Source organism: Nonomuraea guangzhouensis, assembly GCF_019396345.1.
GTDB lineage: Bacteria > Actinomycetota > Actinomycetes > Streptosporangiales > Streptosporangiaceae > Nonomuraea > Nonomuraea guangzhouensis.
In genome coordinates, this window is sequence record NZ_JAHKRM010000012.1 from 163772 (window position 1) to 189998 (window position 26227).

Sequence of the window (26227 nt, forward strand, 5' to 3'; positions counted from 1 at the left end):
ATGGCGGTGGCGTAATCGTACGGTCTGTCGTATGTCTAGTCAGTCGCGAATAGATATTCAAATGCCCTTGTTCGGTGCCGGCATCTGGCACTTCGGCCGGTACGTCGACCGCTACGCGACCGACGGCTACGGCCCGCCGGTGGACACCCTCGGCGCCATCGAGCTGGCCGGGCAGGTGGGCGAGCTGTCCGTCGTGGACCTGACCTACCCGTTCGACCCGGTGGACCTCCCGGTCGAGCGGGTGGAGGAGGCGCTCAAGGGCAACGGGCTGCGCGCCATCGCGGTGACCCCCGAGATCTACACCCGGCGTTTCTCCCGTGGCGCGTTCACCAACCCCGACGAGGGAGTACGCCGCCAGGCGATCGACTTGGTGTCCGAGGCCGCCGAGGTGGCCAGGCGGCTGGGCTGCGACTACGTGAAGCTGTGGCCGGGACAGGACGGCTGGGACTACCCGTTCCAGGCCGACCACGCCGAGCTGTGGCGCCTGTCGCTGGACGCGGTGCGCGAGCTGGCGACGAACTTCCCCGACCTGCGTTTCGCCATCGAGTACAAGCCGCGCGAGCCGCGTAACACGATGGTGTTCTCCTCGGTGGCCAAGACGTTGCTGGGGATCGAGGAGATCGGCCTGCCCAACGTCGGCATCCTGCTCGACTTCGGCCACTCGCTCTACGGCGGCGAGTCGCCCGCCGACGCGGCGCGGCTGGCGATCTCGCGCGGGCGGCTGTTCGCCATCGACGTCAACGACAACTACCGGGGCTGGGACGACGACATGGTCGTCGGCTCGGTGCACCTGACCGAGACCTTCGAGTTCTTCCACGCCTTGCGCGAGGCCGGCTGGGACGGGGTGTGGCAGCTCGACCAGTTCCCGTTCCGTGAGGACTCGGTCGAGGCGGCCCGCGCGGGGATCCGCGTGATGAAGGCCATCCACCGCGCCCTCGGGATCGTCGACCGTGAGGCCCTGGCCGCCGCGCAGCGGGCGCAGGACGCGCTGGCGGCCCAGCGCATCGTCCAGCGGGCGCTGCTGAGCGTCATGGCGGATCAGTGATGGCCCTGCTTCCCCCGGACGCCGCGCGGTCGGCCGGCTACCGCGAGCTGACCGCCCGGATCCGGCGGGCCGCCCAGCCCGACCGCGAGGCGGAGCTCGCCCGGGTGGCCACCGACGTGCGCCGGAGCGTCGTCCGCATGATCGACCGCGCCCGCATGGGCCACATCGGCGGCGACCTGTCGGTCACCGACATCCTGGTGACCTGCTTCTACGGCGTCATGTCAGTGGACCCGGAACACCCCCACTGGCCCGGACGCGACCGTTTCGTGCTGAGCAAGGGCCACTGCGCCGCCGCCCTGTACTCCACCCTGGCTCACTGCGGCTTCTTCGACACCGCCGAGCTGGACACCTTCATGGCCCCGCTGTCGGCGCTCAACGGGCACCCCAACAAGGTCAAGGTGCCCGGCGTGGAGACCAACACCGGCGCCCTGGGCCACGGCCTGCCCGTGGCCACCGGCTGCGCGCTCGCCGCCAAGATGGACGGCGCGTCCTGGCGCACCTTCGTGGTGCTGGGTGACGGAGAGTTGCAGGAGGGCAGCAACTGGGAGGCGGCGATGGCGGCCGCGCACCACGGGCTGTCGTCCCTGACGGCCGTCGTCGACCGCAACCGCCTCCAGCAGGGGGCCAGGACCGAGGACACCAACGCCCTGGACTCGCTGCCCGACAAATGGCGCAGCTTCGGCTGGGAGGTACGCGAGGTAGACGGCCACGACCACCTGGCCCTGCTGGAAACCATGAGCGGCTCGTCCACCGGGCGTCCGGTCGCGGTCATCGCCAACACGATCAAGGGAAAGGGCGTGTCGTTCATGGAGGACCGGGTGGAGTGGCATCACAAGGTGCCCACCGCCGAGCAGGTCGAGACGGCGCTGGCGGAGCTGGCCGGATGACCGTGACCGACCAGCGGGCGACGTTCGACTGCCGTCAGGCCTTCGCCGAGGAGCTCATCTCCCTGGCGAGCCAGGACGAGCGGATCGTCGCCGTCTGCAACGACTCCGTCGGCTCCAGCAACCTCGTCGGCTTCCGCGAACGCTTCCCCGAGCGCCTCATCAACGTCGGCATCGCCGAACAGGACCTCGTCGGGGTGGCGGCCGGGCTGGCCAACGGCGGGAAGATCCCGTACGTCTGCGCCGCGGCGCCGTTCCTCACCGGCCGCGCCCTGGAGCAGATCAAGGCCGACGTCGCCTACAGCGAGGCGCACGTCGTCCTGTGCGGTCAGAGCCCCGGCATGGCGTACGGCGAGCTCGGGCCCACCCACCACTCGATCGAGGACCTGTCCTGGGTCCGCGCGGTCGCCAACCTCGACGTCATCGTCCCCTCGGACCCGGTGCAGACCCGCGCCGCCGTCCGCTGGGCCGCGTCGGCGCGACGGCCCGTCTACCTGCGCGTTCCCCGCTTCAAGGTGCCGGAGGTGACGCCTCCTGACGCGCCCTTCGCGCCGCGCAGGGCCGTACTGCTGCGGGACGGGCACGACGTCACGGTGATCGCCATCGGCTCGCTCACCTCGCGCGCGCTCGAGGCCGCGGACCGGCTGCGGGACGAGGGCGTGTCCGTACGCGTACTGAACACGCCCTTCCTCGACCCGATCGACGAGGACGCGATCATCGCGGCGGCCAGGGAGACGCGCGGGATCGTCACCGCCGAGGAGGCCACCACCAGCGGCGGCCTGGGCGCCGCGGTCGCCGCGGCGGTCGTCACCCATCAGCCGTGCCCGATGCGGATCCTCGGCGTGCCGCGCGTGTTCGCGCCCACGGGGGACACCGCGTTCCTGCTGGATCACTTCCGGCTGTCGGCCGACGGGATCGTCGCGGCGGTGAAGGACGTGCTCGGTCATGGCTAGCGGCCCGCTCATCCTGGCCATCGACCAGGGCACCAGCTCCACCAAGGCGCTGCTCGTGGACGGGGGCGGCCGGGTGGTCGCGCGCGGCACCGCGCCGCTCGCCGAGCGGCAGCCCCGGCCCGGCTGGGTGGAGCAGTCGCCGGACGAGCTCTGGGAGAGCGTACGGCTGGCGGTGAAGGCGTGCGTCGACCCGTCGGAGGCGGGCAGGATCGCCGGGGTCGGCATCAGCAACCAGCGCGAGTCGCTGGTGCTCTGGGAACGCTCCACCGGCCGGCCCGCCGGCCCGCTGATCAGCTGGCAGGACCAGCGGACCGTCGCCCAGTGCCGAGAACTGGCCGCCACGGGCGCCGGTGACCTGGTGCGCTCGGTCAGCGGGATGCCGCTCGACCCGATGTTCTCGGCGCTGAAGGCCCGCTGGCTGCTGGACGCCTACGACCCCGACCGGCGCCGGAGCCTGGCGGGCGAGCTGTGCCTGGGCACGGTCGACTCCTGGCTGCTCAGCCGGTTCGGCGGCGACCACGTCATCGAGGCCGGGAACGCCTCCCGCACCCAGCTCCTCGACGTGCGGGCCGGGCAGTGGGACGAGCGGCTCCTGGAACTGTTCGGGGTGCCGCGGCAGGTGCTGCCCCGGGTGGTCGCCTCGAACGGTGACTTCCCGGCGGTGCGCGGGCTGGACCCGGTGCCCGACGGGGTGCCGGTGCTGGCCGTGCTGGGCGACTCGCACGCGGCGATGTTCGCGCACGCGGGGTGGCGGCCGGGCGTGGTGAAGGCCACGTACGGCACCGGCTCGTCGGTGATGGCCATCGGCGACGGCGGCGACGCTGCCGGGCTGTGCCGGAGCATCGCCTGGGACCTCGGCGGCCGGGTGCTCGCCGTCGAGGGCAACATCCGCGCCACCGGGCGCGCGGTCAGCTGGCTGGCCGAGCTGTTCGGCGTCACCTCCGAGCGGCTGCTGGCCGAGACCGGGGACGACGAACCGGGCGGCGTGCACCTCGTGCCCGCGTTCGGCGGGCTGGGCGCGCCCTGGTGGGAGCCCGACGCGACGGCGGTGCTCACCGGCCTGACCGCGGGCACCCGGCGCGGGCAGCTCGTGGCCGCCGCGCTGGAGTCCGTCGCGTTCCAGGTGGAGGACGTGGTGGCGGCCGTCGAACGGGCCACCGGGCAGGTACGGGTGCTCCTGGCCGACGGCGGTCTGACGCGCAGCGCCCGGTTGATGCGGTCGCAGGCCGAGATCTCCGGCCGCGTGGTCGTCCGGTCCGGCGAGCACGACCTGTCCTGCCTGGGCGCCGCCGACGCCGCCGCGCTGTCGGCCGGGCTGTGCACGTACGGCGAGCTGGAGGCACGGCCACGGCCGGCGGAGGAGTTCCGCCCGGAAGGCGACCCGGGCGAACGCGCCGCGCGCCTGGCCGCCTGGCACGAGGCCGTCGACCGCGCCCGCCCGCCGGGCCCGCGCCCGGCAGGAGACAGGCCGGCCCATGGGGAGAGGAGCAGCACATGACGGGCACATCGCCAGCCGCGCGCCGCCGATGGCCGGTGCGGTGGATCGCCACCGGAGCCGTCGCCGCCCTCGTGGTGGCCATGGCGCTGAGCACCGAGTACCGCTCCGCGGACTCGGCGAGCGCGGCGGCGCCGAAGACGTTCGACCCCGCCACGTTCGGCGCCGAGAACTACGAGGCCAAGGTCGTCCCCGCCATCCAGAAGAGTGCCGTCGAGTTGCCCGTCCTGCTGAAGGCGATCACCGCCGACAAGGACGCGGCCGGCGCCAAGTACGGCAAGCGCCAGGGCACCAGCCCCTACAACTTCGCGGTGAAGGCCACGGGCGTGGCCGGCGAGGCGAGGTCGGGCCTGCTGCCGGTGACCGTGGACGGGCTGCCCGACGGCACCCGGGTGTCGATCCAGATCGGCCCGGCCATCAACGGCACGGCCCTGCGGGACGCCGCCGGATACATCACCTTCGGCCAGTTCGTGAACCAGGTGGAGTACGCCGACGCCGCGACCGCCCTCAACAACCAGATGCGGCAGAAGCTGCTGACCGGCCTCGACGCCGCCGCGCTGAAGGGCAAGAAGATCGCCTTCACCGGCGCGTTCAGCCTCCTCACGCCCGCCACCGTGACGATCACCCCGGTGGCGATCTCGTGACCGGCCACGTGCTGCGGGCCTGCGACGTCACCAAGGTGTACGGCGGGACGCACGCCCTCAAGGGGGTCGATTTCGGCGTCGCCGCCGGGCGGGTGACCGCGCTGTTCGGCGAGAACGGCGCCGGCAAGTCCACGCTCATGAAGATCCTCGCGGGCATCGAGCACCCCACCACGGGCTACGTGGAGCTCGACGGCCGCCCGGTCGAGCTGGTCTCCTCGCGCGACGCCGCCGACCACGGCATCTCGATCATCCACCAGGAGCTGAGCCTCTGCCCGAACCTCAGCGTCCAGGACAACCTGTTCCTGGCCCGTGAGCTGCCCGGCCGGTTCGGCGCGGTCGACAGGAAGGCCCAGCGCGAGGCCACCACGGCGGTCCTGCGCCGCCTGGAGGAGGACGTCGATCCCGACGGGCTCGTCGGCGACCTGCGGCTCGGGCAGCAGCAGATCGTCGAGATCGCGCGGGCCCTGCTCCAGGACGCCCGGGTGCTGATCATGGACGAGCCCACGTCGGCGCTCACCGCACCCGAGGTGGAGGTGCTGTTCCGGGTCATCAGGGAGCTGACGGGCAGCGGCGTCGCCGTCGTCTACATCTCCCACCACCTCGACGAGGCGCTCGACATCGCCGACGACGTGGTGGTCCTGCGCGACGGCCGCCTGGTCGCCACGGCCGGCGCCGCCGAGGTGGACATCCGCTGGATCGTCGAGCGGATGGTCGGCCGCGACCAGGACGCCCTGTTCCCACGGCGCGAGCCGGTGCTCGGCGAGGACCTGCTGACCGTGCGCGACCTCATGGTCGCCGACCCCGCGAACCCCGACCGGCTGGCGATCGACGACGTCTCGCTGACCGTGCGCGCCGGCGAGATCGTCGGCGTGTACGGCCTGATGGGCTCGGGCCGTACCGAACTGCTCGAAGCGCTCGCGGGCCGGATCGCGCCCGCGTCCGGGCAGGTGGAGCTGGCCGGCGAGGCGCTCGACGGGAGCGGCATCCGTGAGCGCATCGGCAGGGGAGTGGTGCTGGTCCCCGAGGACCGGCAGCGCGACGGCCTGGTCCAGACCATGTCGGTGGGGGAGAACCTGTCCCTGGCGGGCCTGCGCTCGTTCGTCCGCGGGCTGTTCGTCTCGGCCGACCTCGAACGCGGCGCGGTCGAGCGGACCATCGCCGACATCACCGTCAAGGCCAGCGGACCGAAGGCGGCCATCGGCTCGCTCAGCGGCGGCAACCAGCAGAAGGTGGTGATCGGCAAGGCGCTGCTCACCGGCCCCAGGGTGCTGCTGCTGGACGAGCCCTCGCGCGGCGTCGACGTGGGCGCCAAGGCCGACATCTTCGAACTCATGGCGGCCCAGGCCCGGCAGGGTCTCGCCGTCCTGTTCACCACCTCCGACGCCGAAGAGGCCCTGCACATCCCCGATCGGCTGCTGGTGCTCGCCCGCGGCGCCGTCGCAGGGGAGTACCGACGCGGCGAGCTGACCCGGGAGGAACTGATGAGCGTGTCCGACGGCGGCACCGTATGAGCAGCCAGGGAACCACCACCGCCCGCGTGGCCCCGGACCCGCCCCAGCCGCCCGAGGCGGCCGCCAGGGCCCGGCGGCTGTCGCTGCTGAACGTCGCCTTCGAGCTGCGTGCCTTCATCGCGCTGGCCGTCCTCATCGTGGTCTTCGGCCTGCTGTCGGACTCCTTCCTCACCGTGGACAACCTGATCACGATGACCAAGCACGTCGCCATCAACGGCGTCATCGCCCTGGGCATGCTGCTGGTCATCCTCAAGGGCGGCATCGACCTGTCGGTGGGCTCCATCGTGGGCCTGTCCGGGGTCGTCGCCGGCGAGCTGCTGCAGGGCGTCCCGCTCGGCGGCGTGATCGCCTACCCGCCCGTGTGGGTGGTGATCGTGCTGTGCGTCGCGGTGGGCATGGGGGTCGGGCTGCTCAACGGCGTGCTGGTCACCCGGTTCAACGTCGCGCCGTTCATCGCCACGCTCGGCATGCTGTACGTGGCCCGCGGCGCGGCGATGCTCATCTCCAACGGCGCCACCTATCCCAACCTGGGTGGCAACCCCGCCCTCGGCAACACCGGCTTCGACCTGCTCGGCAGCGGGCGGCCGCTCGGGCTGCCCACCTCGATCTGGATCATGATCGTGCTCGCGGCGGCGGCCGTGCTGCTGCTGGCCAAGTCGCCCTTCGGCCGGTGGCTGTACGCGACGGGCGGCAACGAGCGGGCCGCGGACCTGTCCGGCGTGCCGATCCGCCGGGTCAAGACCATCGTGTACGTGGTCTCCGGCGCCTGCGCCGCGATCGCGGGCCTCATCATCGCCTCGGAGCTCACCTCGGCCGCCCCGCAGGCGGGTGAGACGTACGAGCTGAACGCGATCGCCGCGGTGGTCATCGGCGGCGCGGCGCTGAGCGGCGGCCGGGGCACCGTGCGCGGGACGCTCGTCGGCGCCTTCGTGATCGGTTTCCTCGCCGACGGCCTGGTGATCCTGGGCGTCTCGACGTTCTGGCAGATCCTCATCAAGGGCGCCGTGATCATCCTCGCTGTGATGCTCGACCAGGGCCAGCAGCGGTTCAAGCGCAGGGGCGCCGCCGCATCGGCGGTCGCCGCGAGCGTCCGGCCCACCTAGCCCGCCCACCCCTATCTGGAGGTCGTCCATGTCCGCTGCCCCAAGACCGGCCCGCCGCCTGCTCGTCGCCCTGTCGCTCCTCGCCACCGGCTCCCTGCTGGCGGCGTGCGGAGGTGGCGGCGGTGGCGGTGAGCAGAAGGCCGCCGCCCCGTCGTCCGCGACCAGCGCCGGCACGGCCGGCGGGCTCATCGCCATCATCACCCCCTCCCACGACAACCCCTTCTTCAAGGCCGAAGCCGACGCCGCCAAGACCAAGGCCGAGGCGCTCGGCTACGAGACGTCCGTGGCCTCCCACGACGACGACCCCAACAAGCAGAGCGAGCTGATCGACGCCGCCATCTCCCGCAAGGCGAAGGCGATCATCCTCGACAACGCCGGCGCGGACGCCTCGATCGGCCCGGTCCGCAAGGCCGTCACCGGCGGCATCCCCGTCTTCCTGATCGACCGCGAGATCAACGCCACCGGCGTGGCGACCGCCCAGATCGTCTCCAACAACGCCCAGGGCGCGCAGCTGGTCGCCCAGTCGTTCGTGGAGAAGATGAAGAACAAGGGCAACTACGTCGAGCTGGTCGGCAAGGAGTCCGACACGAACGCCAGCGTCCGCTCCAAGGGCTTCGCCGACGTGATCTCCCAGTACCCGGACCTCAAGCAGGTGGCCAAGGAGAGCGCGAACTGGGACCAGCAGGAGGCCTTCACCAAGATGGAGACCATCATCCAGAAGAGCCGTGACATCCAGGGCGTCATCGCCGGCAACGACACCATGGCGCTCGGCGCGGTCGCCGCGCTCAAGGCCGCCGGCCTGCTCGGCAAGGTGACGGTCGTCGGCTTCGACGGCAGCCCCGACGCCATCGCCGCCGTCAAGGCCGGTCAGATGCACGCGACCGCGCTCCAGCCCGCCGCGCTCGGCGCGCAGAGCGCCGTCGAGCAGGCCGACCAGTACATCAAGACCGGCAAGGCGAGCAAGGAGGAGAAGCAGTCCATCGACTGCGAGCTGGTGACCGCCGAGAACGCCGACGACTACGGCGTTTTCGCCAGGAAGTAGCAGCCCCGAGGGGGACGCGCGAGAGTCCCCCTCGGACAGGCCGAACGGTAGGCTGGAACATCGATTCACGGGGTGCGGGGAGGCGGTGGCCGGTGGTCCCGAGTCTGGGACAGGGGCGCGGGGTGAGCACGGAGCATCTGCGGCTCCTGGCCAGGGTGGCCCGCATGTACCACGAGCAGAGCATGCGGCAGCCCGAGATCGCCGCGGCGCTCAGCATCTCCCAGCCCCGCGTCTCCCGCCTGCTCAAGGAGGCGGTCACGCGCGGCATCGTGCGCACGGTCGTCGTCCTGCCCGACGGCGTGCACACCGAGCTGGAAGAGGAGCTGCAGCGCCGCTACGGCCTGCGCGACGTCGTGGTGGTCGACATCGAGGACGCCCGCGAAGACGCCATCCCGTCGCTCGCCTCGGCCGCCGCCGCCTACTTCGACGCCACCTTCACCGGCGGCGACGTCATCGGCATCTCCTCTTGGAGCGAGACGCTGCTGGCCACCGTCGAACGCATGCAGCCCAAGAACACCCAGGTCGCCGACCGGGTCATGCAGCTCGTCGGCGGCGTCGGCAGCCCCGAGGCGCAGGTGCACGCCACCCGGCTCATCGGCCGCCTGGCCGACATCACCCGCGCCCGCCCCGTCTTCGTCCCCTCGCCCGGCGTCGTCGGCACCGCCGCGATCCGCGACGCGCTGCTGGAGGACCCCGGCGTGGTCGACGTCATGGCCCAGTGGCGCGACCTGACCGTCGTGCTGGTCGGCATCGGCAGCCTCGAACCCTCGCCCCTGCTGCTGAGCAGCGGCAACGCGGTCAAGCAGGCCGACCAGGAGGAGCTGCGCTCGCTGGGCGCCGTCGGCGACGTCTGCCTGCACTTCTTCGACGCCAAGGGCAGCGCCGTCGACTCGGCCTTCGACCGGCGGGTGGTCGGCATCGACGTACGGGCCTTCCGGGCCGTCGAGCGGCGCGTCGCGGTGGCGGGTGGCCTGCGTAAATACTCGGCGATCAAGGCCGCGCTGGACGGCGGCTGGGTCAACGTCCTCATCACCGACCTCCACGTCGCCGAGCGTCTGCGTGCCGAGGCGAGCTAGGCCGCGCGATCTATTTTTTCAAGATCCGCCCTTTTTGACCTCTCTTCCGTACACGTTTCGACAGTTGAACGCGGAAGGAGAAGCCAATGACCCCACTGCGATCCGTCCCGCGAACACACCCCCAGCATGCCTGGCCTCTGTGCGACGACGCGCAGGCCGTCCGGTATGCCCGAACGGTCGTCCGTGACGCTCTGACCGGACTGGAACTGAGTCCGGATCTCGTCGATGACGCCGTGCTGATGGCCAGCGAATTGGTGACAAATGCCTTCCTGTATGGAGAGGCACCCTATGAGCTGGTGCTCCACACCGATCCCGAGGAGATCGTGTGCATGGTGGTGGACTGCGGTTCACCGCTACCGGTGGCCCGTGTCGTCGAGGCCGACAGCGAGCGTGGGCGGGGACTGTGCATCGTCGCCGCGCTCTCCGAAGGCTTCTGGGGATGCCATCCCCAGAAGCACGTCACCAGTCCCGGGCGCATCGGGAAGGCGACGTGGTTCGCCTTGCCGTACCGGCGTTCTGGGATGCCGGCCGTACGGCGGGGCGGGATGTCCGTGGCGAGCGGGCCCGGTAGCGCCGCCTAGCGCTGGAGCGGGAGGGGAACGGGCGCTGTGGGGGCGCCTGTTCGATCCGTTGGTCGAAACGCGAGATTAATGCGATGCCGTGGCCGGGAGCCGCGTGGTTGGATGTTCCATGGACGCCTCTCGCTTGATGATGTGCCTGGCAGACGAATACGCGTTGCTCAGAGCCGCGGTCTCCGCCGCGCCGGACGCGGCGCCGGTGCCGAGCTGTCCCGGATGGACCACCGCCGATCTGGTCGCGCACGTCACCGAGGTCTATCTGCACAAGGCCGAGACGATGCTGCGCGGGGAGTGGCCGGAGCCGTGGCCGCCCGATCTGTCCGGTGAGGAGCCGCTGGCGGCGCTTGAGCGGTCCTATGCCGAGTTGGTGGCGGAGTTCGCCGCGCGGACCCCGGACGAGCACGCGCTCACCTGGTACGAGCCCGACCAGAGCGTCGGGTTCTGGATCAGGCGCATGGCGCAGGAGACGGTGATCCACCGCGTCGACGCCGAGCTCGCGGCCGGCTTGCCCGTGACGCCCGCCGCCGCCGACCTGGCCCTCGACGGGGTGGACGAAGGGCTCAAGGTGATGCTCGCGTACGACTTCGCCCTCTACCCCGAGGACTTCGCCGAGGCCGTGCCCGACAAGCCGAAGGGGGCGGCCATCGCGGTCGTCGGCGGGGAGCGCGCCTGGCTCGTCCGATCGTCGCCCACCGAGATCATCGTCGAGGACGAGACCGCCGACCGGGCGGCCGAGCAGGCCGAGACCGTCGTGTCGGGGTCGCCCGACGAGCTGTTGCGCTGGGTGTGGGGCAGGGGCGGAGAGGTGTCGGTCACCGGCGACCCCGGCCATGCCGCCTACCTGCGCAAGCTCGTCTCTCTCGCGACCCAGTAGCACGGTCCCGGCCGCATCGGGTGCGGCCGGGAGGCGGCGGGACTTACAGCCCGCAGAGCTCCGAGAGGCTCTTGGCGGACTTCTGGCTGTTCTGGGTGGGCGTCTGGGTCGGCTTGGCGGCGTACGAGCGCGAGGGCTTGACCGTGGGCGTCCCGGGCGAGGACGTGACGTCCGCCGCCTGCGCGGTCCGAGCCGTCCGGGTCGAGTCGGCGATCGCCTTGGCCGCGGCCAGCCGGATCTTGTGCCAGTCGGGACGCCCCGACAGGAACTCCGGCGGCACGAACTGCAAGCTGGTGATCTTGGCGCTCTTCACCTTGACGGCCAGCCCCACGAGCGGCTCCACCAGCTCCTGCGGGATGTTCGTCTGCGCGAGCCGTTTCGTCGCATCGGCGATCTTGCCGAAGTTCAAAATGATCTTGTCGGGTGTCGCCTGCTGCGCGAACGCGCCGATGACGCAGCGCTGGCGGGCCATGCGGGAGAAGTCGTCGCTGTCCACCCGCGACCGGCCGTACCACAGGGCCTGCTCGCCGGTCAGCTTCTTGTAGCCCGCCTTGATCACGCCCGCGGTGCCGTAGTGGCCGCCCCACTTGATGTCGCGCTCCACGCGGATCTTGAGGCCGCCGATGGCGTCGACCAGGTCCGCGAAGCCGTACATGTTCATCATGGCGTAGTAGTTGATCTTCAGGTTGAGCGTGTAGCCGATGGCGTCCATCAGCGCCCGCGGGCCCCTGTTCTTGCCGCCCATGACCTGCGGGTTGTCAGTGGCGTACTGCCAGACCTCGTTGAGCAGGCCGCCGTTGGGCAGCTCCGCCATGAAGCCGTTGGGGAACTGCTTGCGCAGCGGCGAGGTCGGCGGGAAGTGCACGTGCTGCAGGTTGCGCGGCAGGCTGAACAGGACCGTGTTGCCGGTCTGGATGTCCACGCTGGCGATCGTCATGCTGTCGGTACGCACGCCGGTACGGTCACCGGCCGCGTCGCCGCCGATCAACAGGAAGTTCACCCGGTCCTTGCCGTTCCAGGGATCGTCCTCCTTGACCGGCGCGATGCTCGGGTCGTCCGTGCTCTCGGCGATGGGCTTGAAGATCTTCTGGGAGGCGTTGCGTACGGTCTGGACGGCACTCGCGGTGAGGGCGAAGGGAGCCATGACCGAGACGCAGAGCACGCCGACCACGATGCCGGAGATGATCTGGCCCTGCTGGTTCAGCCGGTTGGGGCGGAGCGCCACGTACGACGTCACGATGATGGCGAACCAGATCAGCGCGAGCACCGAGGCGACGACGATGATCGTCATCTGCCCGTTGGCGCCGGCGAACACGGTGAGGTCGGACAAGTTGCGCGTCAGCCCGTACGCCGCCCCGGCCGCCAGCAGCACCACGTAGATGCCGAGCATGATCATGCCGGTACGGCGCCGTCCGGCGCGCAGGTGGGCGACGCCGGGCGCGAAGGCGGACAGCAGGGTCCAGCCGAGCACGGAGCCCAGGGTGAGCGGCTTGGCGAACTGCGGCGCCCCCGAGCCCGGCCGGGGCCGCGGCTTGGGCCGCCCGGCACCGGGAGACGCGGGACCGTGGGCGCCCGTGCCGCCCGAACCTTTGCCGCCCGAACCCTTGCCACCCGGAGCCTTCCCACCGGGGCCCTTCCCACCTGGAGCCTTCTCGCCCGGACCGGTGCCGCTCGGACCGGTGCCGCCCGGACCGGTGCCGCCCGGACCTGTGCCGCTCGGACCGGTCGGGTGGGCGCCGGCCGGATGGGTGCCGTGGATGCCTGCGGCTGGGGGGCCCTCTGCGGGGGAGTCGTCCTGCGGTCCGTCGTCCGCGTCCGTTTCCTCGCCCGAGGGGCTGGTGCCCGAACCGTTTCCCGTTCCGGCTTCGGATGCTGTGCCCGAGCGGCGGGGAGCGCGCCGTTTTCTGCCCTCGGGCGCGGTGTCCACCCCATCGCGCTTGCTCACACCGGCTCCTTCACACGCCTACCTGGCGAAACCCATGGTTTTTACGCCCCGTAGGGCACAAGATTGCCAGGAGTCTAGCTCCCATATAGGGACATCCAAGACAAGTACCCAACATGAGATGAACATGCCGTGACATCACGAGGTGGTCGACGACGCTGCCATCCACGTGTTGCACTGGAAGGCCTGGTTCTTCTCCCAGCCCTGCCGGAACCACCGGTTGTTGTTCACCCTGTTCCCGTGGTCGCGGGGATATCCGGGATAGTCGCCCACCTGCCCGTAGAACCAGAAGAGGCGGGCGCGGTTCGAGGTGCTGACCGGGTAGGAGGCGGCCACGGACCTCATCCACATCCCGCCGAAGCAGGTCGCCTGGAGCTCCAGTTTTCTGCTGAGTGCCAGCTTGCCGCTCTTGCTGCTCGAGTCGACGGTCTGCTTCCACCAGGAGTCCATCACGCCCGAGATGTTCTGGACGTGGTGCCCGTACTCGTGGGCCAGCATGCTGATGATCCCGCCGTGCCAGGAGATGATCTCCCCGTAGCCGCGCGCGTTGCCGTTGCCCTTGGCCATGGCCGAGGTGGAGGCGTAGATGGTGTTGTTGCGCGGGCAGTAGTACGGCACCATGCTCCCCGGCGACGGGTAGTCGCCGCAGGCGCCCCTGCCGCGCGTGGCCACGATCGCGTAGCTCGGCGGCGAGAACTGGATGCCCTGCTTCTGCATGATCGGCCCCCATGCCCGGTCCATGCACCTGCCGGTCTTGAGGATCAGCGCCTTGAGTTGGCTGTGGCTGAAGATGTTCGCGCCGCCGGCCGGGCAGCTCACCCTCGGCAGGGCGCCGGCCCGGTACAGGGTGTTGTTCCTCGTGCTCGTGTTGAGCGTGGCCCGCGTCGGCGTCTCCTGCTCGGCGGACCGCGTCGCCGTCGGCTCGCTGGAGTGCGACGGGCCATCCGATTCGTCCGGGGAGGGCGTCTCGTCGTCGTCATACGAGTACGAGGAGGGGATCGCGACCGGCGTGCTCGTGTCATGCCTGGACGAGCCCTTGAGCATCGCCGCGCCGATCACCAGTAACACGAACAGCGCCGCCATGGACCCGAACACCGCCCCGAGGACGCCGGCCACCCCCATGCCCGACTTCTTCCTCGGCGGCGGCCCCCACTGCCCCGGTGGCATCGGCGGACGCGGCGGGGGAGGCGGCGGCTGCTGAGGCTGCCACGGCCCACCCTGTGGCGGTCCGTACGGCCCGCCCTGCTGATACGGCGGCCCCTGAGGCGGATACTGCGGCGGAGGCGGGTACGGCTGCCCCTGCGGCGGATACACGGGCCCCTGCGGGGGCGGCGGGTATGCCGGGGGCGGTGCCGGCTGTCCCGGCACCGGGTACGGATGGCCGTAACCCTGAGGCTGCGGCTCCCGGTGACCCGGCGGCGGCCACGGGCGAGAGGGGGGCCGCTGGGGCTGACCTGGCCCTTGCGGCGGGGGTGGATGCTGCCCGTTGCCTGTCACCGTGTATCCCCCTTTACTCGGTTGTCCTAAATGGGCGACTTGGGACGCCACCCCGCTGGTATTTGCCGAATTTTGGGCAGAAGCATACCGATTTATCACCCGTCACAGAAGTCGCAGTGCCCGGCTACGGTCTGAAATCATTCGAGGTGATCTCCGCTATGTCCCGGACCGAGCGGCAGGTGGTGTCCTAGCTTCTTTGACATGAACCTCCAGCAGCTCCGCTACGTGGTCGCGACGGCGGAGCACCGCACCATGACCGACGCGGCCAGATCGCTGTATATCGCGCAACCTGCGCTTTCGCGCGCGATCCGCGATCTGGAACGGGAACTCGGCATGACGCTCTTCGCCAGGTCCGGACGCGGTGTCGTCGTCACCGCACAAGGCCGGCGAGTGGTCAAACTGGCAAGGGAGGCACTCGGCGCCGTACACGAGATCGAGAGCCTCACCAACCAAGGCAGCACAGGGGAGGCGGAGCTCCGCATCGCCTCCACACCCAGCCTCGAACCCGGCCTGGCCGGACGGCTGCTGCCCGCCTACACCGCCGAGCACCCAGGTGTCCGCGTGCACATCGTCCGTTGCGACGGCCGTGACGCCGTCGTCAACGCCATCAGGGATCAGCGGGCCGACCTCGGCCTGACCGATCTCCCCGTACCCACCGATCTGATCACCCATCCGCTCGAACGCCAGGAGATCGTGCTGATCTCCCCGCCCGGCCTCGACCTGCCCGATCCCGTACCCATGGGCAAGCTCGACGGGATGCGCCTGGCCCTGCCCGCACGGGGCAGCGTCCGGCGCAGGGAGCTCGACGCGATGTTCGGCAAGTACGCCGTCAGCCCGGTCGTGGTGCTCGAAACCGACGAGCGCAACGGCTGGCTCAACGCCGTACGCAACGGTCAGGCGTCACTGCTGTGGTATCGCGGCATGGCCGACCAGGCCGGCCGGGCGGGCCTCGTGGTCCGTTCGCTGGAACCCGCGGTCCGCCGGGTCATCGCCGTCGTGCACGCCCGTCGCCGCCTGCCGCTGATCGCCCAGGACTTCCTGGCCACCGCCGAGAAAGGCACGGCGGCCTAACCCCCGTCCTGCGCCTATCGCCTTCGGCCGCTACCGCGCCCGGCCGGATGCGAGACCCTCACCCCTCACCTCAACTCACCTCACCACCGGCAGTCGCACGACCGCCCGCAACCCCGGTGAGGCGTCCTCCAGATGGACCCCGCCCCCGTGGGCCCGCACGGTCTCCCGCACGATGGCCAGGCCCAGCCCGGCGCCGCCCTCGTCACGGCTGCGACCCGAGTCGAGCCGCGTGAACCGGTTGAACACCCGCTCGCGATCCTGCGCGGGAATGCCGGGCCCGTCGTCGGTCACCGTCAGCACCCCGTCGGCGGTCAGCGCCACCTCCACCTTCGACGAGGTGTGCCGTACGGCGTTGTCCACCAGGTTCGTCAGCACCCGGCTCAGGTCCAGCGCGTCGCCGCGGACCACGACGGGATCGCACACGGTCAGCCGCGCCTCGCCGTACCTGTCGACGGTCTGGCGCACCACCTCGTCGAGATCGACCGGCTCGCTCCTGGCGGGCACGCCGCCGCGCTCGTCCAGGCGGGCCAGCGCCAGCAGGTCCTCGGCGAGCCTGGACAGCCGCATCGCGTCCTCCATCACGCCCTCGGCCGTCTCGGGCCAGTCCTGGCCCTCCGGATGGCCGAGCGCCACCTCCAGCTGCAGCCGGATGCTGGCGAGCGGGCTGCGCAGCTCGTGCGCGGCGTCGGAGACCAGTGCCCGCTGCCGCTGCTCGGCCTCCTCCAGCCGGGCCAGCATGTCGTTGAGCGTGGTGGCCAGCGAGTGCACCTCGTCGCGCGACTCGGGCACCGGCAGCCTGCGTGACCTGGCGGTGTGCGTGATCTCGGCGGCGCCCCTGCGCAGCGCGGCGATCGGCCGCAGCGTCCGGCCGATGATCAGCCAGCTGGCCACGGCCAGCAGCACGATGAGCATCGGCGTGCCGATCAGCAGGATCCGGCCGGCCGTACCGAGGCTGGTCTGGATCTCGCCGATGGGCCGGGCCGCGATCACGGTCCGGCCGTGGTCGGCGCTGATGACCACCACGCGCAGCGGCCCGGAGATCGCGTACGGCCGGCCGTCCAGGAACGTGGCCTGGCCGTCGCGCAGCACCTCGGCCCGCGCCCGCGCGTCCAGCAGCGGGACCAGCCGGTCGGCGCCGTAGGTGACGTCCGTGATGCGGCCCCGCTCGTCGATCACCTGCACGATCGTGCCGTCGTGGGTGGCGATCGGGCTGGTCAGCGTGCCCGCGTCGGCCTGCACCCGGACGGTCTGGGCCTGCTGCCGCGTCGAGTCGTCCACGGTGCCGATCAGCGCCCGGTCGAGCACGGTCAGCAGCACCGACGCCGAGATCGCCAGCGCCAGCGCGAGCACCGCGGCGGCCACGACCGTCAGCCGGAAGCGCAGCCCCTGGCGCCGCCACCAGACCAACGGCGAGTCAGCCACCGTCGCCCGCCAGCCGGTAGCCCGCGCCCCGCACGGTCTGGATCGCGTTCCTGCCGAACGGGGAGTCGACCTTGCGCCGCAGGTAGCCCACGTACACCTCCACCACGTTCGGGTCGGTGTCGAAGGTGTCCCATACGTGCTCCAGGATCTCCGACTTCGACACCACCTCGTCGCGCCGGCGCATCAGGTATTCCAGCAGCGCGAACTCCCTGGGCGTCAGCTCGATCGCGCTCTCGCCCCGCTGCACCCGGCGCCGCGCCGGGTCCAGCGACAGGTCGCCCGCCGCCAGCACGGCGGGCCGCCGCCCGGAGTCGCGCCGCAGCAGCGCGCGCAGCCTGGCCACCAGCACCACGTACGAGAAGGGCTTGGTCAGATAGTCGTCGGCGCCCAGGTCGAGCCCGTCGGCCATGTCGTACTCGCCGTCCTTGGCGGAGAGCATCAGGATCGGCACCCAGTTCTCCTCGGCGCGCAACTGCTTGCACACGTTGTAGCCCGACAGGCGGGGCAGCATGATGTCGAGCACCACGATGTCGTAGTCGCCGTGCCGGGCATCGTGCAGCCCCTGTTCGCCGTCGTGGGCGAGGTCCACGGCGAAACCCTCGGCCTGGAGCCCCCGCTGTAGCGCGGCCGCCATCCGCCGCTCGTCCTCGACGACAAGTACTCTCATGTGGCGATTCTCCATTTCCTGCCCTGAGACCACGCTGAGAAGGCTGAGAGCCGTCTCAGCCGGTCTCAGGCTCGCCTAAGCATGCATGACGCAGGCTCTGGTCATCGACATACCGTTAAGGAGTGAGATGCGCAGAGGCACGTTCGTGAGATGGGGAGTTCCGATCGCGGCCGCGGCCGTGATCGCCGGAGCGATGGGGGCCGGCCCGGTCATCGCCGCGGTGAGCGGCGATCCCGTGCTACCCGAGCGTACGGCGCAGCAGTTGCTCGCCGACGCCGTGGCGGCCACCAAGGACAAGGCGCCGCCGCCCATGTCCGGCACCGTGCAGCAGACCGCGTCGCTGGGCCTGCCCGCACTGCCGGACATGGGCGGGGCGTCACCGCTGAGCCTGCTGTCCGGCTCGCACGAGGTGAAGCTCTGGTACGGCGGCGGCGGCAAGATGCGGGTCGCCATGCCGACGCAGTTCGACGAGTCCAACCTGATCGTCAACGGCGACCAGGTCTGGTACTGGGACAGCGGCGACAACACCGCCACCAAGATCAAGATGACGGGCGACGCCACAGCGCGGCACGCCACGCCCACGCCGGGGCCGGCGGACGTGACCCCGCAGCAGATGGCGGAGAAGCTGCTGGCCAAGGCCGACGAGCACACCGCCATCCGGGTGACCAACAACGCCCAGGTGGCCGGCCGGTCCGCCTACCAGCTCGTGCTCGCCCCCAAGGACGAGGGCTCGCTGGTCCAGGAGGTGCGGCTGGCGCTCGACGGTGAGACGTACGTGCCGTTGCAGGTCCAGGTCTACGCCAAGGGCTCGGCCGAACCGGCCTTCCAGGTCGGCTTCACCCAGGTGACGTTCACGCCGCCCGCGGCCGAGAACTTCACCTTCACCCCGCCCGCCGGGGCCAAGGTGAAGGAGCAGACGATCGGCGGCGGCGACCACAGCGAGCAGCAGGCGGAGAAGGCCAAGGAGACCGCCGAGGGCGTGAAGGTCGTCGGCGCCGGCTGGACCAGCGTCGCCGTCCTGCCCGCCTCGCTGGAGGATCTGACGGCCAAGCCGGAGCAGACGCCGGCCGACGGCCAGTCCCACAAGCCGTGGAAGGGCGGCACGGACGGCGCCGACACGAGCGCGCTGGTCGACAACGTGCTCAAGTCGGCCACCCCGGTCAGCGGCACGTGGGGCTCGGGCAAGCTGATCAAGACCAAGCTCGTCACCGCGCTGCTGACCGACGACGGCCGCCTGCTGGTCGGCGCGGTCACGCCGGAGGAGATCACCAAAGCGGCGGGCACCAAGTGACCGTCGTCACACAGGAAGCGGGGGCGCCCTTCGGGGCGGCCCCGCCCTCCGGCGACTCGGCGATCGTCACCCGGGGCCTGACCAAGCAGTTTCGCGGCGGCCAGATCGCGGTCGACGCACTGGACCTGACCGTGCCGCGCGGATCGGTCTTCGGCTTCCTCGGGCCCAACGGCTCGGGCAAGACCACCACGATCCGTATGCTGCTCGGCCTGGTGACGCCCACGGCCGGCGAGTACTCGGTGCTCGGCCTGCCCCTGGCGGACGCGCTGCCCCGTGTCGGGGCGCTGGTCGAGGGGCCGGCGTTCTACCCGTACCTGTCGGGCGAGGCGAACCTGTTCCGCTTCGACGCCGCCGACCCCACCGCTCCCGGCGGGACCGCCAAGCGGCGGGTCGGCGAGGCGCTGGAGCGGGTCGGCCTGTCCGCGGCGGCGGGGAAGCGGTTCCGCAACTACTCGCTCGGCATGCGCCAGCGCCTGGCCATCGCCGCGGCCCTGCTCGGGCCGCGTGAGCTGCTCATACTCGACGAGCCCACCAACGGGCTCGACCCGCAGGGCACCCGCGAGGTGCGCGCGCTGGTCAAGGAGATCGCCGCCGACGGCACCACGGTCTTCGTCTCCTCGCACCTGCTGACCGAGGTCGAGCAGATGTGCACGCACGCCGCGATCATGCGTACCGGCAACCTGGTCGCCCAGGGCACGATCGCCTCGCTCAACGGCGGTCTGGCCACCCGCGTCAGGGTCGAGACGCCGGACGTCGCCGACGCCGCGCGGGTGCTCGGCACGCTCGGCCTGGCCGACGTGCGCACCGCCGACGGGGGCGCCGCCTCGGTGACGGCTGAGCTGGGCGCGCAGGCGCCCGAGGACATCAACGCGGCGCTGGTACGCGAGGGTGTCGCCGTACGCGGGCTGGCCGTCGTACGGCCGAGCCTGGAGGACGTGTTCGTCGGACTGACAGGGGAAGGATTCGATGTCGACGGCTGAGACGCAGACCCGTCAGACGCCGGGCGAGCCATCGGGCGGCTCGGCGGGGACGCGCGAGCGCCGGACGCCGGGGCTCGTGCCGGTGACCGAGACGATGCGCACCGCCGAGCGGCGCCCGCCCGAGCCGCCCGAGAGCATGGGGCCGCCGGCCCGCCTGCCGTCGGCGTTCTGGCGGCTGCTCGGCTCCGAGCTCGGCCTGACGTTCCGGCGCCCGCGTAACCAGGTGATGCTGGCCGTGCTGGCGAGCGTGCCGGTGCTGATCGGCATCGGGCTGCGCATCGCCAGCGGCGACGAGGCCGTCGGCGGGCTCATCGGCGCCGTGGCGGGCAACAGCCTCATGCTGACCTTCGCCTCGTTCTCCTTCCTGGTTCTGCTGCTGATGCCGATCGCGGTGAGCGTGGTCGGCGGCGACTCGATCGCCGGTGAGGCGGGCGCGGGAACGCTGCGGTACCTGCTCGCCGCGCCGGCCGGCCGCACGCGGCTGCTGGTCGTGAAATACCTCAACGTGGTGGTGTTCGCCTACGCGGTCACCGCGGTGGTGGCGCTGTCGGCGCTGGTCACCGGGCTGGTCCTGTTCCCGGTGGGGCCGGTGACGCTGCTGTCGGGCAGCACGGTCTCGGTGGCCGACGGCCTGCTGCGGATCCTGATCAGCATGGGGTACGTGGGCGCGGGCATGGCGGCGCTGGCGGCCGTGGCGGTGGCCCTGTCGACGTTCACCGAGGTGTCCATCGGCGCGATCGCGGCGACGATGGTCCTGGTCATCGTCACCCAGGTGCTGCGGGCCATCCCGCAGCTCGACGGGATCATGCCCTACCTGCTGCCCACCTGGTGGACCCGGTTCGACGCGGTGCTGCGCAGCCCGGTCGACTTCGCGAACCTCGGTCAGGGGCTGCTGGTCTTCGGGGCGTACATCCTGCTGTTCGGCTCCATCGCGTGGGCCCGCTTCTCGGGCAAGGACATCACGTCCTGACCGGCCCGGGCCGGTGAGATCCGACCCGGGCCCCCGTCGCTTTCGATGACGTTAGGAGGGGCGGCGGCGGAGCGCCAGGATGGCGACCACGATGCCGATGACGCCCACCACGAGCCCCGCGCCACCCAGCAGGCGCGCGGTGCCGTCCGAGGACGAGCCGGACGACGCCTGGGTGACGGACGGGGCCGCCACGCTGCTGGCGGAGGCCGAGGCCGCAGGGGTCGACGCGCCGTGGTGCGAGTCGGACGCGGTCGCGGGCGTCAGCTTGAGCGTCGGAACCGGGTGTTCCGCCTCGCTGCCGTCCGCCTTCGGGGCGTCGGCCCACTTGACCACCTCGCCGCCGGTGTAGGTCTGCGTGGTCGGGAAGGTGAGCTGATCGGTGTCCTCGGGCAGCTGCCCCATGGACACCTCGAACTCCTGGAACTCACCCTTGCCGATCTTCCCGCCCGACCAGACGACCTTGGTGACGGCCTCCTTCAGCTCGCCGTACTCGGTCTTGACCGGCTTGGGCAGCTTGCCCTCGGTGACTTTGACGCTCCATCCCGGAACCGGCTTGACCGAGACGAACGCCAGCGGGTGATCGGTGGGGAAGGCGACCTCGACCTTGACGGTCGAGGCGTCGTCGCGCTCGTTCGGCACCCGGAAGGCGACCTTGGAGAAGCCGCCCTGCTCGGCGGTGCCCGGGTTGATCGTGACATGGGCCAGCGCGGGAAGCGCGAGGCCGGCGGTGATCGCGGTGGCGGCGGCGAGAACGGTCGCGGCACGGCGCACGAAGGACATGGTGAAGCTCCACTGGGAATGATCGAAGGATCGGAAAAGGTGTCAGAGGTTCAGGCGGGCAGTGGAGGACCACGCCTGGCGACACAGTGCAGGAGGACCGGATCGACCGGGACGATCCTGACGATCACGATCGGGACGGCCCGTCGCACGGCCGCGACGGCGACCGGGCGCAGCAGCGCCAGACGGTGGCCGAGGCGGTGCAGCAGCGCCCAGAGCGCGGTCTCGCCGCGCGCCAGCCACCACCCCGTGATCAGCGTGGCCGTCAGGTGGGCCAGCAGCATGCCGACGCCCTCGCTGAGCCCCCGGCCGTGCGGATGCGAGATGACGTAGGCGGTGCCGTCGGTGCCGAACCACTCGTGCAGCCCGAGCTGGGCGCACACCAGCGCGACGTTGATCGTCGGGGCCGAGCGCTCCCGGCCGCCCAGCGCCAGGGCCGCCAGCAGCACGGCGCCGAGGCCGAGCGCGGCCGTGTGCGGCGCGGGCACCGAGCCGCCGCCCATCGCGTGCGCGAGCGCGGCGAGTCCCACGCAGACGGCGGCGAAGGCGGCCGTCCGCGCGAGCCTGAGGGGAAGTTCCGCGCGCATGAGTGTGTCACATGCTCTCACGGGGGCAGGGTCCAGGGTGACCTCTACTCCCATGCTGCGGAAGGCCTGGTCGATTTGCGGCAATTGTCGCTAGGGTCGTGCCGAACCACGTAGACATTGAGGTGAGAACGTTGCGGCACTTTGCGGGATTGCTCATCGGAGTTGTGGTGACCGCAGCAGTGCTGGGCGGCGGCGGTTGGGCCGTGCAGCAGGCGTTGGCCAGTGCGGCGGGCAACCCGGCGGGCGGGCAGAAGATGTGGATCGCGCTCGGCGCGATGGCGGCCGTGGGACTGGTCGTGGGGCTCGTGGTGGCGGGACGGGTGTCTCCGCTGGCCACGTTCGTGCCCTCGATGGTGCTCCTCGCCTGGACGGTGGTCTACTCCCTCGACATGAACCGGGCGCTGTCCCTGATCCCTGACGAGCCGTCGGTGAACCAGATCATCAGAGACGTCGGGTTCGGTGACAAGACCATGCTGACCACGGGCTTCTTCGCCCTGCTCGGCGTGGCGATGTTCATCCCGGTGCTGATCCCGTCCCGCTGGGCGCGACGGGACGAGGACCTGGAGGAGGACTACGAGGAGAGCCCTCAGAGCAGCTACTACTGATCGTCGTCTTCGAGATTGGCGATCATGCGGCCCAGCGTCCGCATGAACGCCTCGATCTCGTCCTGGCCGAGCCCCTCCAGCGCCCGGGCGTTCGCCTCCCGGGCGCCCTGGGTCAGGGTCTTCTCGATCTCGCGGGCGCGCGGGGTGAGCGTGTTGCGCGAGCGCCGCCGGTCGTCCGGGTCGACGGTGCGTACGATCAGCCCGTCGCGCTCCATGCGGCGCAGCGTGTGGGCCATCGTCGACTGGTCGATCCTGACCCGTTCGCACAGCTCCTGCTGGGTCAGCCCGTCCTGCTCGTAGAGGGCCAGGAGCTGGGCGAACTGCCCGGGCGTCACGCCGGTGTCGGAGATCCCGACCCGCAGCCCGTTGCCGAGCAGCCGGGCCAGGTGGTTGATCTGGTAGCCGAGGGATGACTGGCGGCGCAGTGACGTCACACACGTTCCTTCGTACGGATCATGCGGCGGATGCGCGGCCACTGCCACATGGCCATGCCGGACGCCACGAGGACGGGCACGATGAACCAGCGTATCGCCGTGTGCGCGGGGGAGTCGGCGGGCGGAGCGAGGTAGATGTAGATCGTGATCGCCAGCCCGCCGACGAGGTGCACGGCGCGCTGGATGGTACGGATCTGCCTGGCCTTCATGATGCTGCCTCCAATTTATATGGCTTGCCATGAATAATACATGGCAAGCCATATAGCAGCGCGGGCTCAGCGGCTGCCGGTGTAGAGGCGGGTGACCACGTCCTCGATCGTGGACTGCTCGGGGGCCGTCGCCATCAGCTCGTCGAGTGTGCCGTCGAACGCCAGCCGCCCGTGGTCGATCAGCATGACCCGGCGGCAGAGCCGTTCGATGTCGCCCAGGTCGTGCGTGGTCAGCAGCACGGTCGTGCCCTGCTCGGTGTTGAGCCGGCGCAGGAACGCCCGGATGCTCGACTTGCTCACCACGTCGAGCCCGATCGTCGGCTCGTCGAGCACCAGCACGTCGGGCGCGTGCAGCAGCGCGGCGGCCAGGTCGCCGCGCATGCGCTGGCCCAGGCTGAGCTGGCGCACCGGCGTGCGGGTGAAGCCGCCCAGGTCGAGCGTCTCGGTCAGCTCGTCGAGCCGGGTCTTGAAGACATTGCGATCTACTTTGTAAAGGTGCCGGATCAGTTCGAAGCTGTCCCGCAGCGGCAGGTCCCACCACAGCGTCGTCCGCTGCCCGAACACCACGCCGATGCGCCGCGCCAGCGTCGTGCGCTTGCGCGAGGGGTCGAGCCCGGCCACCCGCACCCGCCCGGAGGTGGGCGTCAGGATGCCGCACAGCATCTTGATCGTGGTGGACTTGCCGGCGCCGTTGGGGCCGAGGTAGCCGACGAACTCGCCCGGTGCCACGGTGAACGACAGGTCGCGTACGGCGTGGAAGACGTTCCCTTCGAGCTTGAGGCTCCTCTTCACCTTGAACGAGCGCCCGGCCTGGTCGAGCTCGATCATCCCTAACTCCCCGTGGATCGGTAGTGCCGGATGCCCAGGCGCCAGGCGAACCCGGCGAGCAGGGCGAGGACCAGGGCCGCGACCGGCCCGAGAAAGCGCATGAAGCCCGGGGTGCCGAACGGGTCGTCCCTGTCCAGCACGTAGAGGGCGGGCTGCCAGTTGACGAAGGCCAGCGGAAGGCCGTAGGTCACCCCGCGCACCAGCTCGCGGCCGTAGATGGCGAGCGGGTATTGGGTGAGCTGGCCGGAGCCGTAGGTGAAGGCGTTGGTCACCTCGGACGCGTCCGTCAGCACGAACTGCACCGCCCCGGCCAGCGTCCACAGTGCCGCGAAGATGACCACCCCCGTCGCGATCATGACGGGGATCATCCAGAGCCGCCCGGTGTCGAGGTCGAGGACGCTGATCGAGTAGCCGAGCACGAGCACCGCCTGTAGCACGCGGCCGATGCGGGTCGGCAGGAAACGGTCGGCCGCCATCTGGATCCAGGTGCTCACGGGCCTGATCAGCATGGTGTCGAACGTGCCCGCCTTGATGTGCTGGCTGATCCGGTCGATGTTGCTGACGAACATGTCGCAGAGGCAGAAGGCCACGTTCGCGGTGCCGTACAGGAAGAGCGTCTCCGCGCGGGAGAAGCCGGCCAGAGAGGTGGTGTTGGCGAAGATGATGAGGATCACCGCCACGTCGGTGCCCGCCACGATGAGGCCGAGCACGGACGTCAGGGCGAACGAGGCCGGGTAGGCCATCGCGGCGCGGGTCCAGGTCCAGGCCAGCCGGAAATACGCGCTAACCACCCTGGATCACCACCTTGTGGCGGATGGCCCGCGTGCCGAGCGCACCGGCGGCGAGCAGCACCGCCGCCCAGCAGCTCTGGAACGCCAGGGTCTCCAGGACGGGCGCCTTGCCGAGGTAGAGGTCGGTGGGGGCCTGGACCATCGCGGCCCACGGCAGCGCCCTGGCCAGGTCGCCGAGGATGCCGGGGAACAGGCTGAGCGGCAGCAGCATCCCGCTGAAGAGCGTGGTGAGCACCAGCGAGAACGCCCCCACGCCACGGTCGTCGATCAGCCAGCAGACCGACAGCGCCACCAGGTAGCGCCAGGCGAAGCTGACGATCACCCCGGCCAGGAAGCCGGCGAGGAAGGCGAGCCACTGCCCCGGCTCCGTGGGATGGGCGATGCCGAACAGTGCGGCGCCCAGCAGCATCGGCGGGATGCCGCGGGCGAAGAACAGGTAGGCGGCCCTGCCCAGGTCCTCGGCGAGGGACCAGAGCTGGAGCGAGGCGGGGCGGACGAGGTCGAGCGCGATGTCGCCGCTGCGGATCCGCTCGGGAATGGTGAGACCGGTGCCGAACAGCTGCATCGGGCCGATGCAGGCCTGGGTGATGAAGCAGAACGTGACGGCCTGGGTGACGTCGTAACCGGCCAGGCCGGGCCTGGCCTGCCCGAGGGCGATGAGGATGTAGGCGCGAAGAATGCCGAAGACGCTGTTGGTGAAGGCGCCCGCGACCGTGGCCCAGACGTAGGTGGCGTGCTTGCGGAAGCCGTACCGGACCAGCCGGGCATACAGGGGTATGGTTTTGCACCTCCGGGGAGTGATGGCACGGTGACCAACCGTGCCCGGACCCATACGTGGGTCGGCCGATGGAAGCCTTGAATTATCTGCTCTCCGTTCGGCGCTCCGCAACGCGATAAACGGCGCGCGTGACACATCGCGGAAATAATCCCGTAAGCGAGGAGATACTTACT

General features: G+C 70.8%; 27 protein-coding genes. 16 read left to right on the forward strand and 11 right to left on the reverse strand.

What is annotated here, in order from left to right:
• Positions 1–61: 61 nt before the first annotated feature.
• The 11 genes from KME78_RS25475 (at position 62) to KME78_RS25525 (ending at position 11205) form a co-directional block, all read left to right on the forward strand.
• Positions 62–1045 (forward strand): TIM barrel protein, encoded by a 984-nt coding sequence (locus KME78_RS25475; RefSeq protein ID WP_219531863.1) that lies wholly within the window; start codon positions 62–64, stop codon positions 1043–1045.
• Entirely contained in the window at positions 1045–1932 is an 888-nt protein-coding gene (locus tag KME78_RS25480; protein WP_219531864.1) for a transketolase, read from the forward strand. Before KME78_RS25475 ends, KME78_RS25480 begins: the two co-directional genes overlap by 1 nt.
• Entirely contained in the window at positions 1929–2882 is a 954-nt protein-coding gene (locus KME78_RS25485) for a transketolase family protein (protein ID WP_219531865.1), read from the forward strand. Before KME78_RS25480 ends, KME78_RS25485 begins: the two co-directional genes overlap by 4 nt.
• Positions 2875–4380 carry an FGGY family carbohydrate kinase gene (locus KME78_RS25490; protein ID WP_219531866.1) on the forward strand — a complete coding sequence of 502 codons (1506 nt, stop codon included), beginning with the start codon at positions 2875–2877 and terminating at the stop codon, positions 4378–4380. The genes KME78_RS25485 and KME78_RS25490 overlap by 8 nt, the downstream gene beginning before the upstream one ends.
• Positions 4377–5021, forward strand: a complete 645-nt coding sequence (locus KME78_RS25495; RefSeq protein WP_219531867.1) for a DUF2291 family protein — start codon at positions 4377–4379, stop codon at positions 5019–5021. Before KME78_RS25490 ends, KME78_RS25495 begins: the two co-directional genes overlap by 4 nt.
• Complete coding sequence (locus KME78_RS25500) at positions 5018–6532, forward strand: sugar ABC transporter ATP-binding protein (protein WP_219531868.1); 1515 nt, start codon at positions 5018–5020, stop codon at positions 6530–6532. The genes KME78_RS25495 and KME78_RS25500 overlap by 4 nt, the downstream gene beginning before the upstream one ends.
• Positions 6529–7635, forward strand: coding sequence for an ABC transporter permease (locus KME78_RS25505; RefSeq protein ID WP_219531869.1), 1107 nt, complete (start codon positions 6529–6531; stop codon positions 7633–7635). Before KME78_RS25500 ends, KME78_RS25505 begins: the two co-directional genes overlap by 4 nt.
• Before the next feature lie 28 nt (positions 7636–7663).
• Positions 7664–8677 (forward strand): D-ribose ABC transporter substrate-binding protein, encoded by a 1014-nt coding sequence (locus KME78_RS25510; RefSeq protein WP_219531870.1) that lies wholly within the window; start codon positions 7664–7666, stop codon positions 8675–8677.
• 122 nt (positions 8678–8799) lie between these two features.
• Positions 8800–9753 carry a sugar-binding transcriptional regulator gene (locus tag KME78_RS25515; RefSeq protein WP_308127126.1) on the forward strand — a complete coding sequence of 318 codons (954 nt, stop codon included), beginning with the start codon at positions 8800–8802 and terminating at the stop codon, positions 9751–9753.
• Between the two features lie 86 nt (positions 9754–9839).
• Entirely contained in the window at positions 9840–10334 is a 495-nt protein-coding gene (locus tag KME78_RS25520) for an ATP-binding protein (protein ID WP_219531871.1), read from the forward strand.
• A gap of 109 nt (positions 10335–10443) precedes the next feature.
• Positions 10444–11205: a maleylpyruvate isomerase family mycothiol-dependent enzyme gene (locus KME78_RS25525; protein ID WP_219531872.1), complete on the forward strand. Its 762-nt coding sequence runs from the start codon at positions 10444–10446 to the stop codon at positions 11203–11205.
• Positions 11206–11248: 43 nt separating this feature from the next.
• Here KME78_RS25525 and KME78_RS67290 read toward each other — a convergent pair whose 3' ends face one another.
• Positions 11249–13150, reverse strand: a complete 1902-nt coding sequence (locus KME78_RS67290; RefSeq protein ID WP_308127127.1) for an LCP family protein — start codon at positions 13148–13150, stop codon at positions 11249–11251.
• A 135-nt stretch (positions 13151–13285) separates the two neighbouring features.
• Entirely contained in the window at positions 13286–14269 is a 984-nt protein-coding gene (locus KME78_RS25535) for a neutral zinc metallopeptidase (RefSeq protein ID WP_246651843.1), read from the reverse strand.
• 576 nt (positions 14270–14845) lie between these two features.
• Here KME78_RS25535 and KME78_RS25540 point away from each other — a divergent pair.
• Positions 14846–15715: a LysR family transcriptional regulator gene (locus tag KME78_RS25540; RefSeq protein WP_219531874.1), complete on the forward strand. Its 870-nt coding sequence runs from the start codon at positions 14846–14848 to the stop codon at positions 15713–15715.
• 75 nt (positions 15716–15790) lie between these two features.
• On the opposite strand, the gene KME78_RS25545 is transcribed toward KME78_RS25540, so the two are convergent.
• Together KME78_RS25545 and KME78_RS25550 are read right to left on the reverse strand one after the other, a co-directional pair.
• Positions 15791–17137, reverse strand: a complete 1347-nt coding sequence (locus KME78_RS25545; protein ID WP_219531875.1) for a sensor histidine kinase — start codon at positions 17135–17137, stop codon at positions 15791–15793.
• Positions 17130–17804: a response regulator transcription factor gene (locus KME78_RS25550; RefSeq protein ID WP_219531876.1), complete on the reverse strand. Its 675-nt coding sequence runs from the start codon at positions 17802–17804 to the stop codon at positions 17130–17132. Before KME78_RS25550 ends, KME78_RS25545 begins: the two co-directional genes overlap by 8 nt.
• Positions 17805–17931: 127 nt before the next feature.
• Here KME78_RS25550 and KME78_RS25555 point away from each other — a divergent pair, with 127 nt between their 5' ends.
• The 3 genes from KME78_RS25555 to KME78_RS25565 are packed head-to-tail and all read left to right on the forward strand — an operon-like array spanning position 17932 to position 21045.
• A complete protein-coding gene (locus KME78_RS25555) occupies positions 17932–19095 on the forward strand; it encodes a LolA family protein (protein ID WP_219531877.1) in 1164 nt (387 codons plus the stop codon).
• Positions 19092–20075 (forward strand): ABC transporter ATP-binding protein, encoded by a 984-nt coding sequence (locus KME78_RS25560; protein ID WP_219531878.1) that lies wholly within the window; start codon positions 19092–19094, stop codon positions 20073–20075. Before KME78_RS25555 ends, KME78_RS25560 begins: the two co-directional genes overlap by 4 nt.
• Positions 20062–21045, forward strand: a complete 984-nt coding sequence (locus tag KME78_RS25565) for an ABC transporter permease (RefSeq protein WP_219531879.1) — start codon at positions 20062–20064, stop codon at positions 21043–21045. The genes KME78_RS25560 and KME78_RS25565 overlap by 14 nt, the downstream gene beginning before the upstream one ends.
• A gap of 51 nt (positions 21046–21096) precedes the next feature.
• Here the strand turns inward: KME78_RS25565 and KME78_RS25570 are convergent, their stop codons facing one another.
• Both KME78_RS25570 and KME78_RS25575 read right to left on the reverse strand, forming a co-directional pair.
• Entirely contained in the window at positions 21097–21825 is a 729-nt protein-coding gene (locus KME78_RS25570; protein WP_219531880.1) for a YcnI family copper-binding membrane protein, read from the reverse strand.
• Positions 21826–21875: 50 nt separating this feature from the next.
• Positions 21876–22430 carry an MFS transporter gene (locus tag KME78_RS25575; RefSeq protein WP_308127128.1) on the reverse strand — a complete coding sequence of 185 codons (555 nt, stop codon included), beginning with the start codon at positions 22428–22430 and terminating at the stop codon, positions 21876–21878.
• Between the two features lie 146 nt (positions 22431–22576).
• Here KME78_RS25575 and KME78_RS25580 point away from each other — a divergent pair, with 146 nt between their 5' ends.
• Positions 22577–23014: a hypothetical protein gene (locus KME78_RS25580; protein WP_308127129.1), complete on the forward strand. Its 438-nt coding sequence runs from the start codon at positions 22577–22579 to the stop codon at positions 23012–23014.
• Here KME78_RS25580 and KME78_RS64625 read toward each other — a convergent pair.
• The 5 genes from KME78_RS64625 to KME78_RS25600 form a co-directional block, all read right to left on the reverse strand.
• Positions 23008–23448 (reverse strand): MarR family winged helix-turn-helix transcriptional regulator, encoded by a 441-nt coding sequence (locus KME78_RS64625; protein ID WP_308127130.1) that lies wholly within the window; start codon positions 23446–23448, stop codon positions 23008–23010. The two genes, KME78_RS25580 and KME78_RS64625, sit on opposite strands and share 7 nt — an antisense overlap.
• The gene (locus KME78_RS64630) at positions 23445–23657 is read right to left on the reverse strand and encodes a hypothetical protein (RefSeq protein ID WP_246651844.1); all 213 of its coding nucleotides are present in this window, start codon (positions 23655–23657) and stop codon (positions 23445–23447) included. Before KME78_RS64630 ends, KME78_RS64625 begins: the two co-directional genes overlap by 4 nt.
• A 66-nt stretch (positions 23658–23723) precedes the next feature.
• A complete protein-coding gene (locus KME78_RS25590) occupies positions 23724–24485 on the reverse strand; it encodes an ABC transporter ATP-binding protein (protein ID WP_219531883.1) in 762 nt (253 codons plus the stop codon).
• Positions 24486–24487: 2 nt separating this feature from the next.
• The gene (locus KME78_RS25595) at positions 24488–25276 is read right to left on the reverse strand and encodes an ABC transporter permease (protein ID WP_308127131.1); all 789 of its coding nucleotides are present in this window, start codon (positions 25274–25276) and stop codon (positions 24488–24490) included.
• Complete coding sequence (locus KME78_RS25600; protein ID WP_219531884.1) at positions 25269–26108, reverse strand: ABC transporter permease; 840 nt, start codon at positions 26106–26108, stop codon at positions 25269–25271. The genes KME78_RS25595 and KME78_RS25600 overlap by 8 nt, the downstream gene beginning before the upstream one ends.
• Positions 26109–26227 lie beyond the last annotated feature (119 nt).

Coding starts and splice junctions, on each gene's coding strand:
- KME78_RS25540 (WP_219531874.1), top strand. CDS start 14,846: ATGAACCTCCAGCAGCTCCGCTACGTGGTCGCGACGGCGGAGCACCGC.
- KME78_RS25490 (WP_219531866.1), top strand. CDS start 2,875: ATGGCTAGCGGCCCGCTCATCCTGGCCATCGACCAGGGCACCAGCTCC.
- KME78_RS25485 (WP_219531865.1), top strand. CDS start 1,929: ATGACCGTGACCGACCAGCGGGCGACGTTCGACTGCCGTCAGGCCTTC.
- KME78_RS25520 (WP_219531871.1), top strand. CDS start 9,840: ATGACCCCACTGCGATCCGTCCCGCGAACACACCCCCAGCATGCCTGG.
- KME78_RS25475 (WP_219531863.1), top strand. CDS start 62: ATGCCCTTGTTCGGTGCCGGCATCTGGCACTTCGGCCGGTACGTCGAC.
- KME78_RS25505 (WP_219531869.1), top strand. CDS start 6,529: ATGAGCAGCCAGGGAACCACCACCGCCCGCGTGGCCCCGGACCCGCCC.
- KME78_RS25555 (WP_219531877.1), top strand. CDS start 17,932: ATGCGCAGAGGCACGTTCGTGAGATGGGGAGTTCCGATCGCGGCCGCG.
- KME78_RS25535 (WP_246651843.1), bottom strand. CDS start 14,269: ATGGGGGTGGCCGGCGTCCTCGGGGCGGTGTTCGGGTCCATGGCGGCG.
- KME78_RS25565 (WP_219531879.1), top strand. CDS start 20,062: ATGTCGACGGCTGAGACGCAGACCCGTCAGACGCCGGGCGAGCCATCG.
- KME78_RS25550 (WP_219531876.1), bottom strand. CDS start 17,804: ATGAGAGTACTTGTCGTCGAGGACGAGCGGCGGATGGCGGCCGCGCTA.
- KME78_RS25525 (WP_219531872.1), top strand. CDS start 10,444: ATGGACGCCTCTCGCTTGATGATGTGCCTGGCAGACGAATACGCGTTG.
- KME78_RS25510 (WP_219531870.1), top strand. CDS start 7,664: ATGTCCGCTGCCCCAAGACCGGCCCGCCGCCTGCTCGTCGCCCTGTCG.
- KME78_RS25480 (WP_219531864.1), top strand. CDS start 1,045: ATGGCCCTGCTTCCCCCGGACGCCGCGCGGTCGGCCGGCTACCGCGAG.
- KME78_RS25600 (WP_219531884.1), bottom strand. CDS start 26,108: ATGGGTCCGGGCACGGTTGGTCACCGTGCCATCACTCCCCGGAGGTGC.
- KME78_RS64630 (WP_246651844.1), bottom strand. CDS start 23,657: ATGAAGGCCAGGCAGATCCGTACCATCCAGCGCGCCGTGCACCTCGTC.
- KME78_RS25495 (WP_219531867.1), top strand. CDS start 4,377: ATGACGGGCACATCGCCAGCCGCGCGCCGCCGATGGCCGGTGCGGTGG.
- KME78_RS25570 (WP_219531880.1), bottom strand. CDS start 21,825: ATGTCCTTCGTGCGCCGTGCCGCGACCGTTCTCGCCGCCGCCACCGCG.
- KME78_RS25590 (WP_219531883.1), bottom strand. CDS start 24,485: ATGATCGAGCTCGACCAGGCCGGGCGCTCGTTCAAGGTGAAGAGGAGC.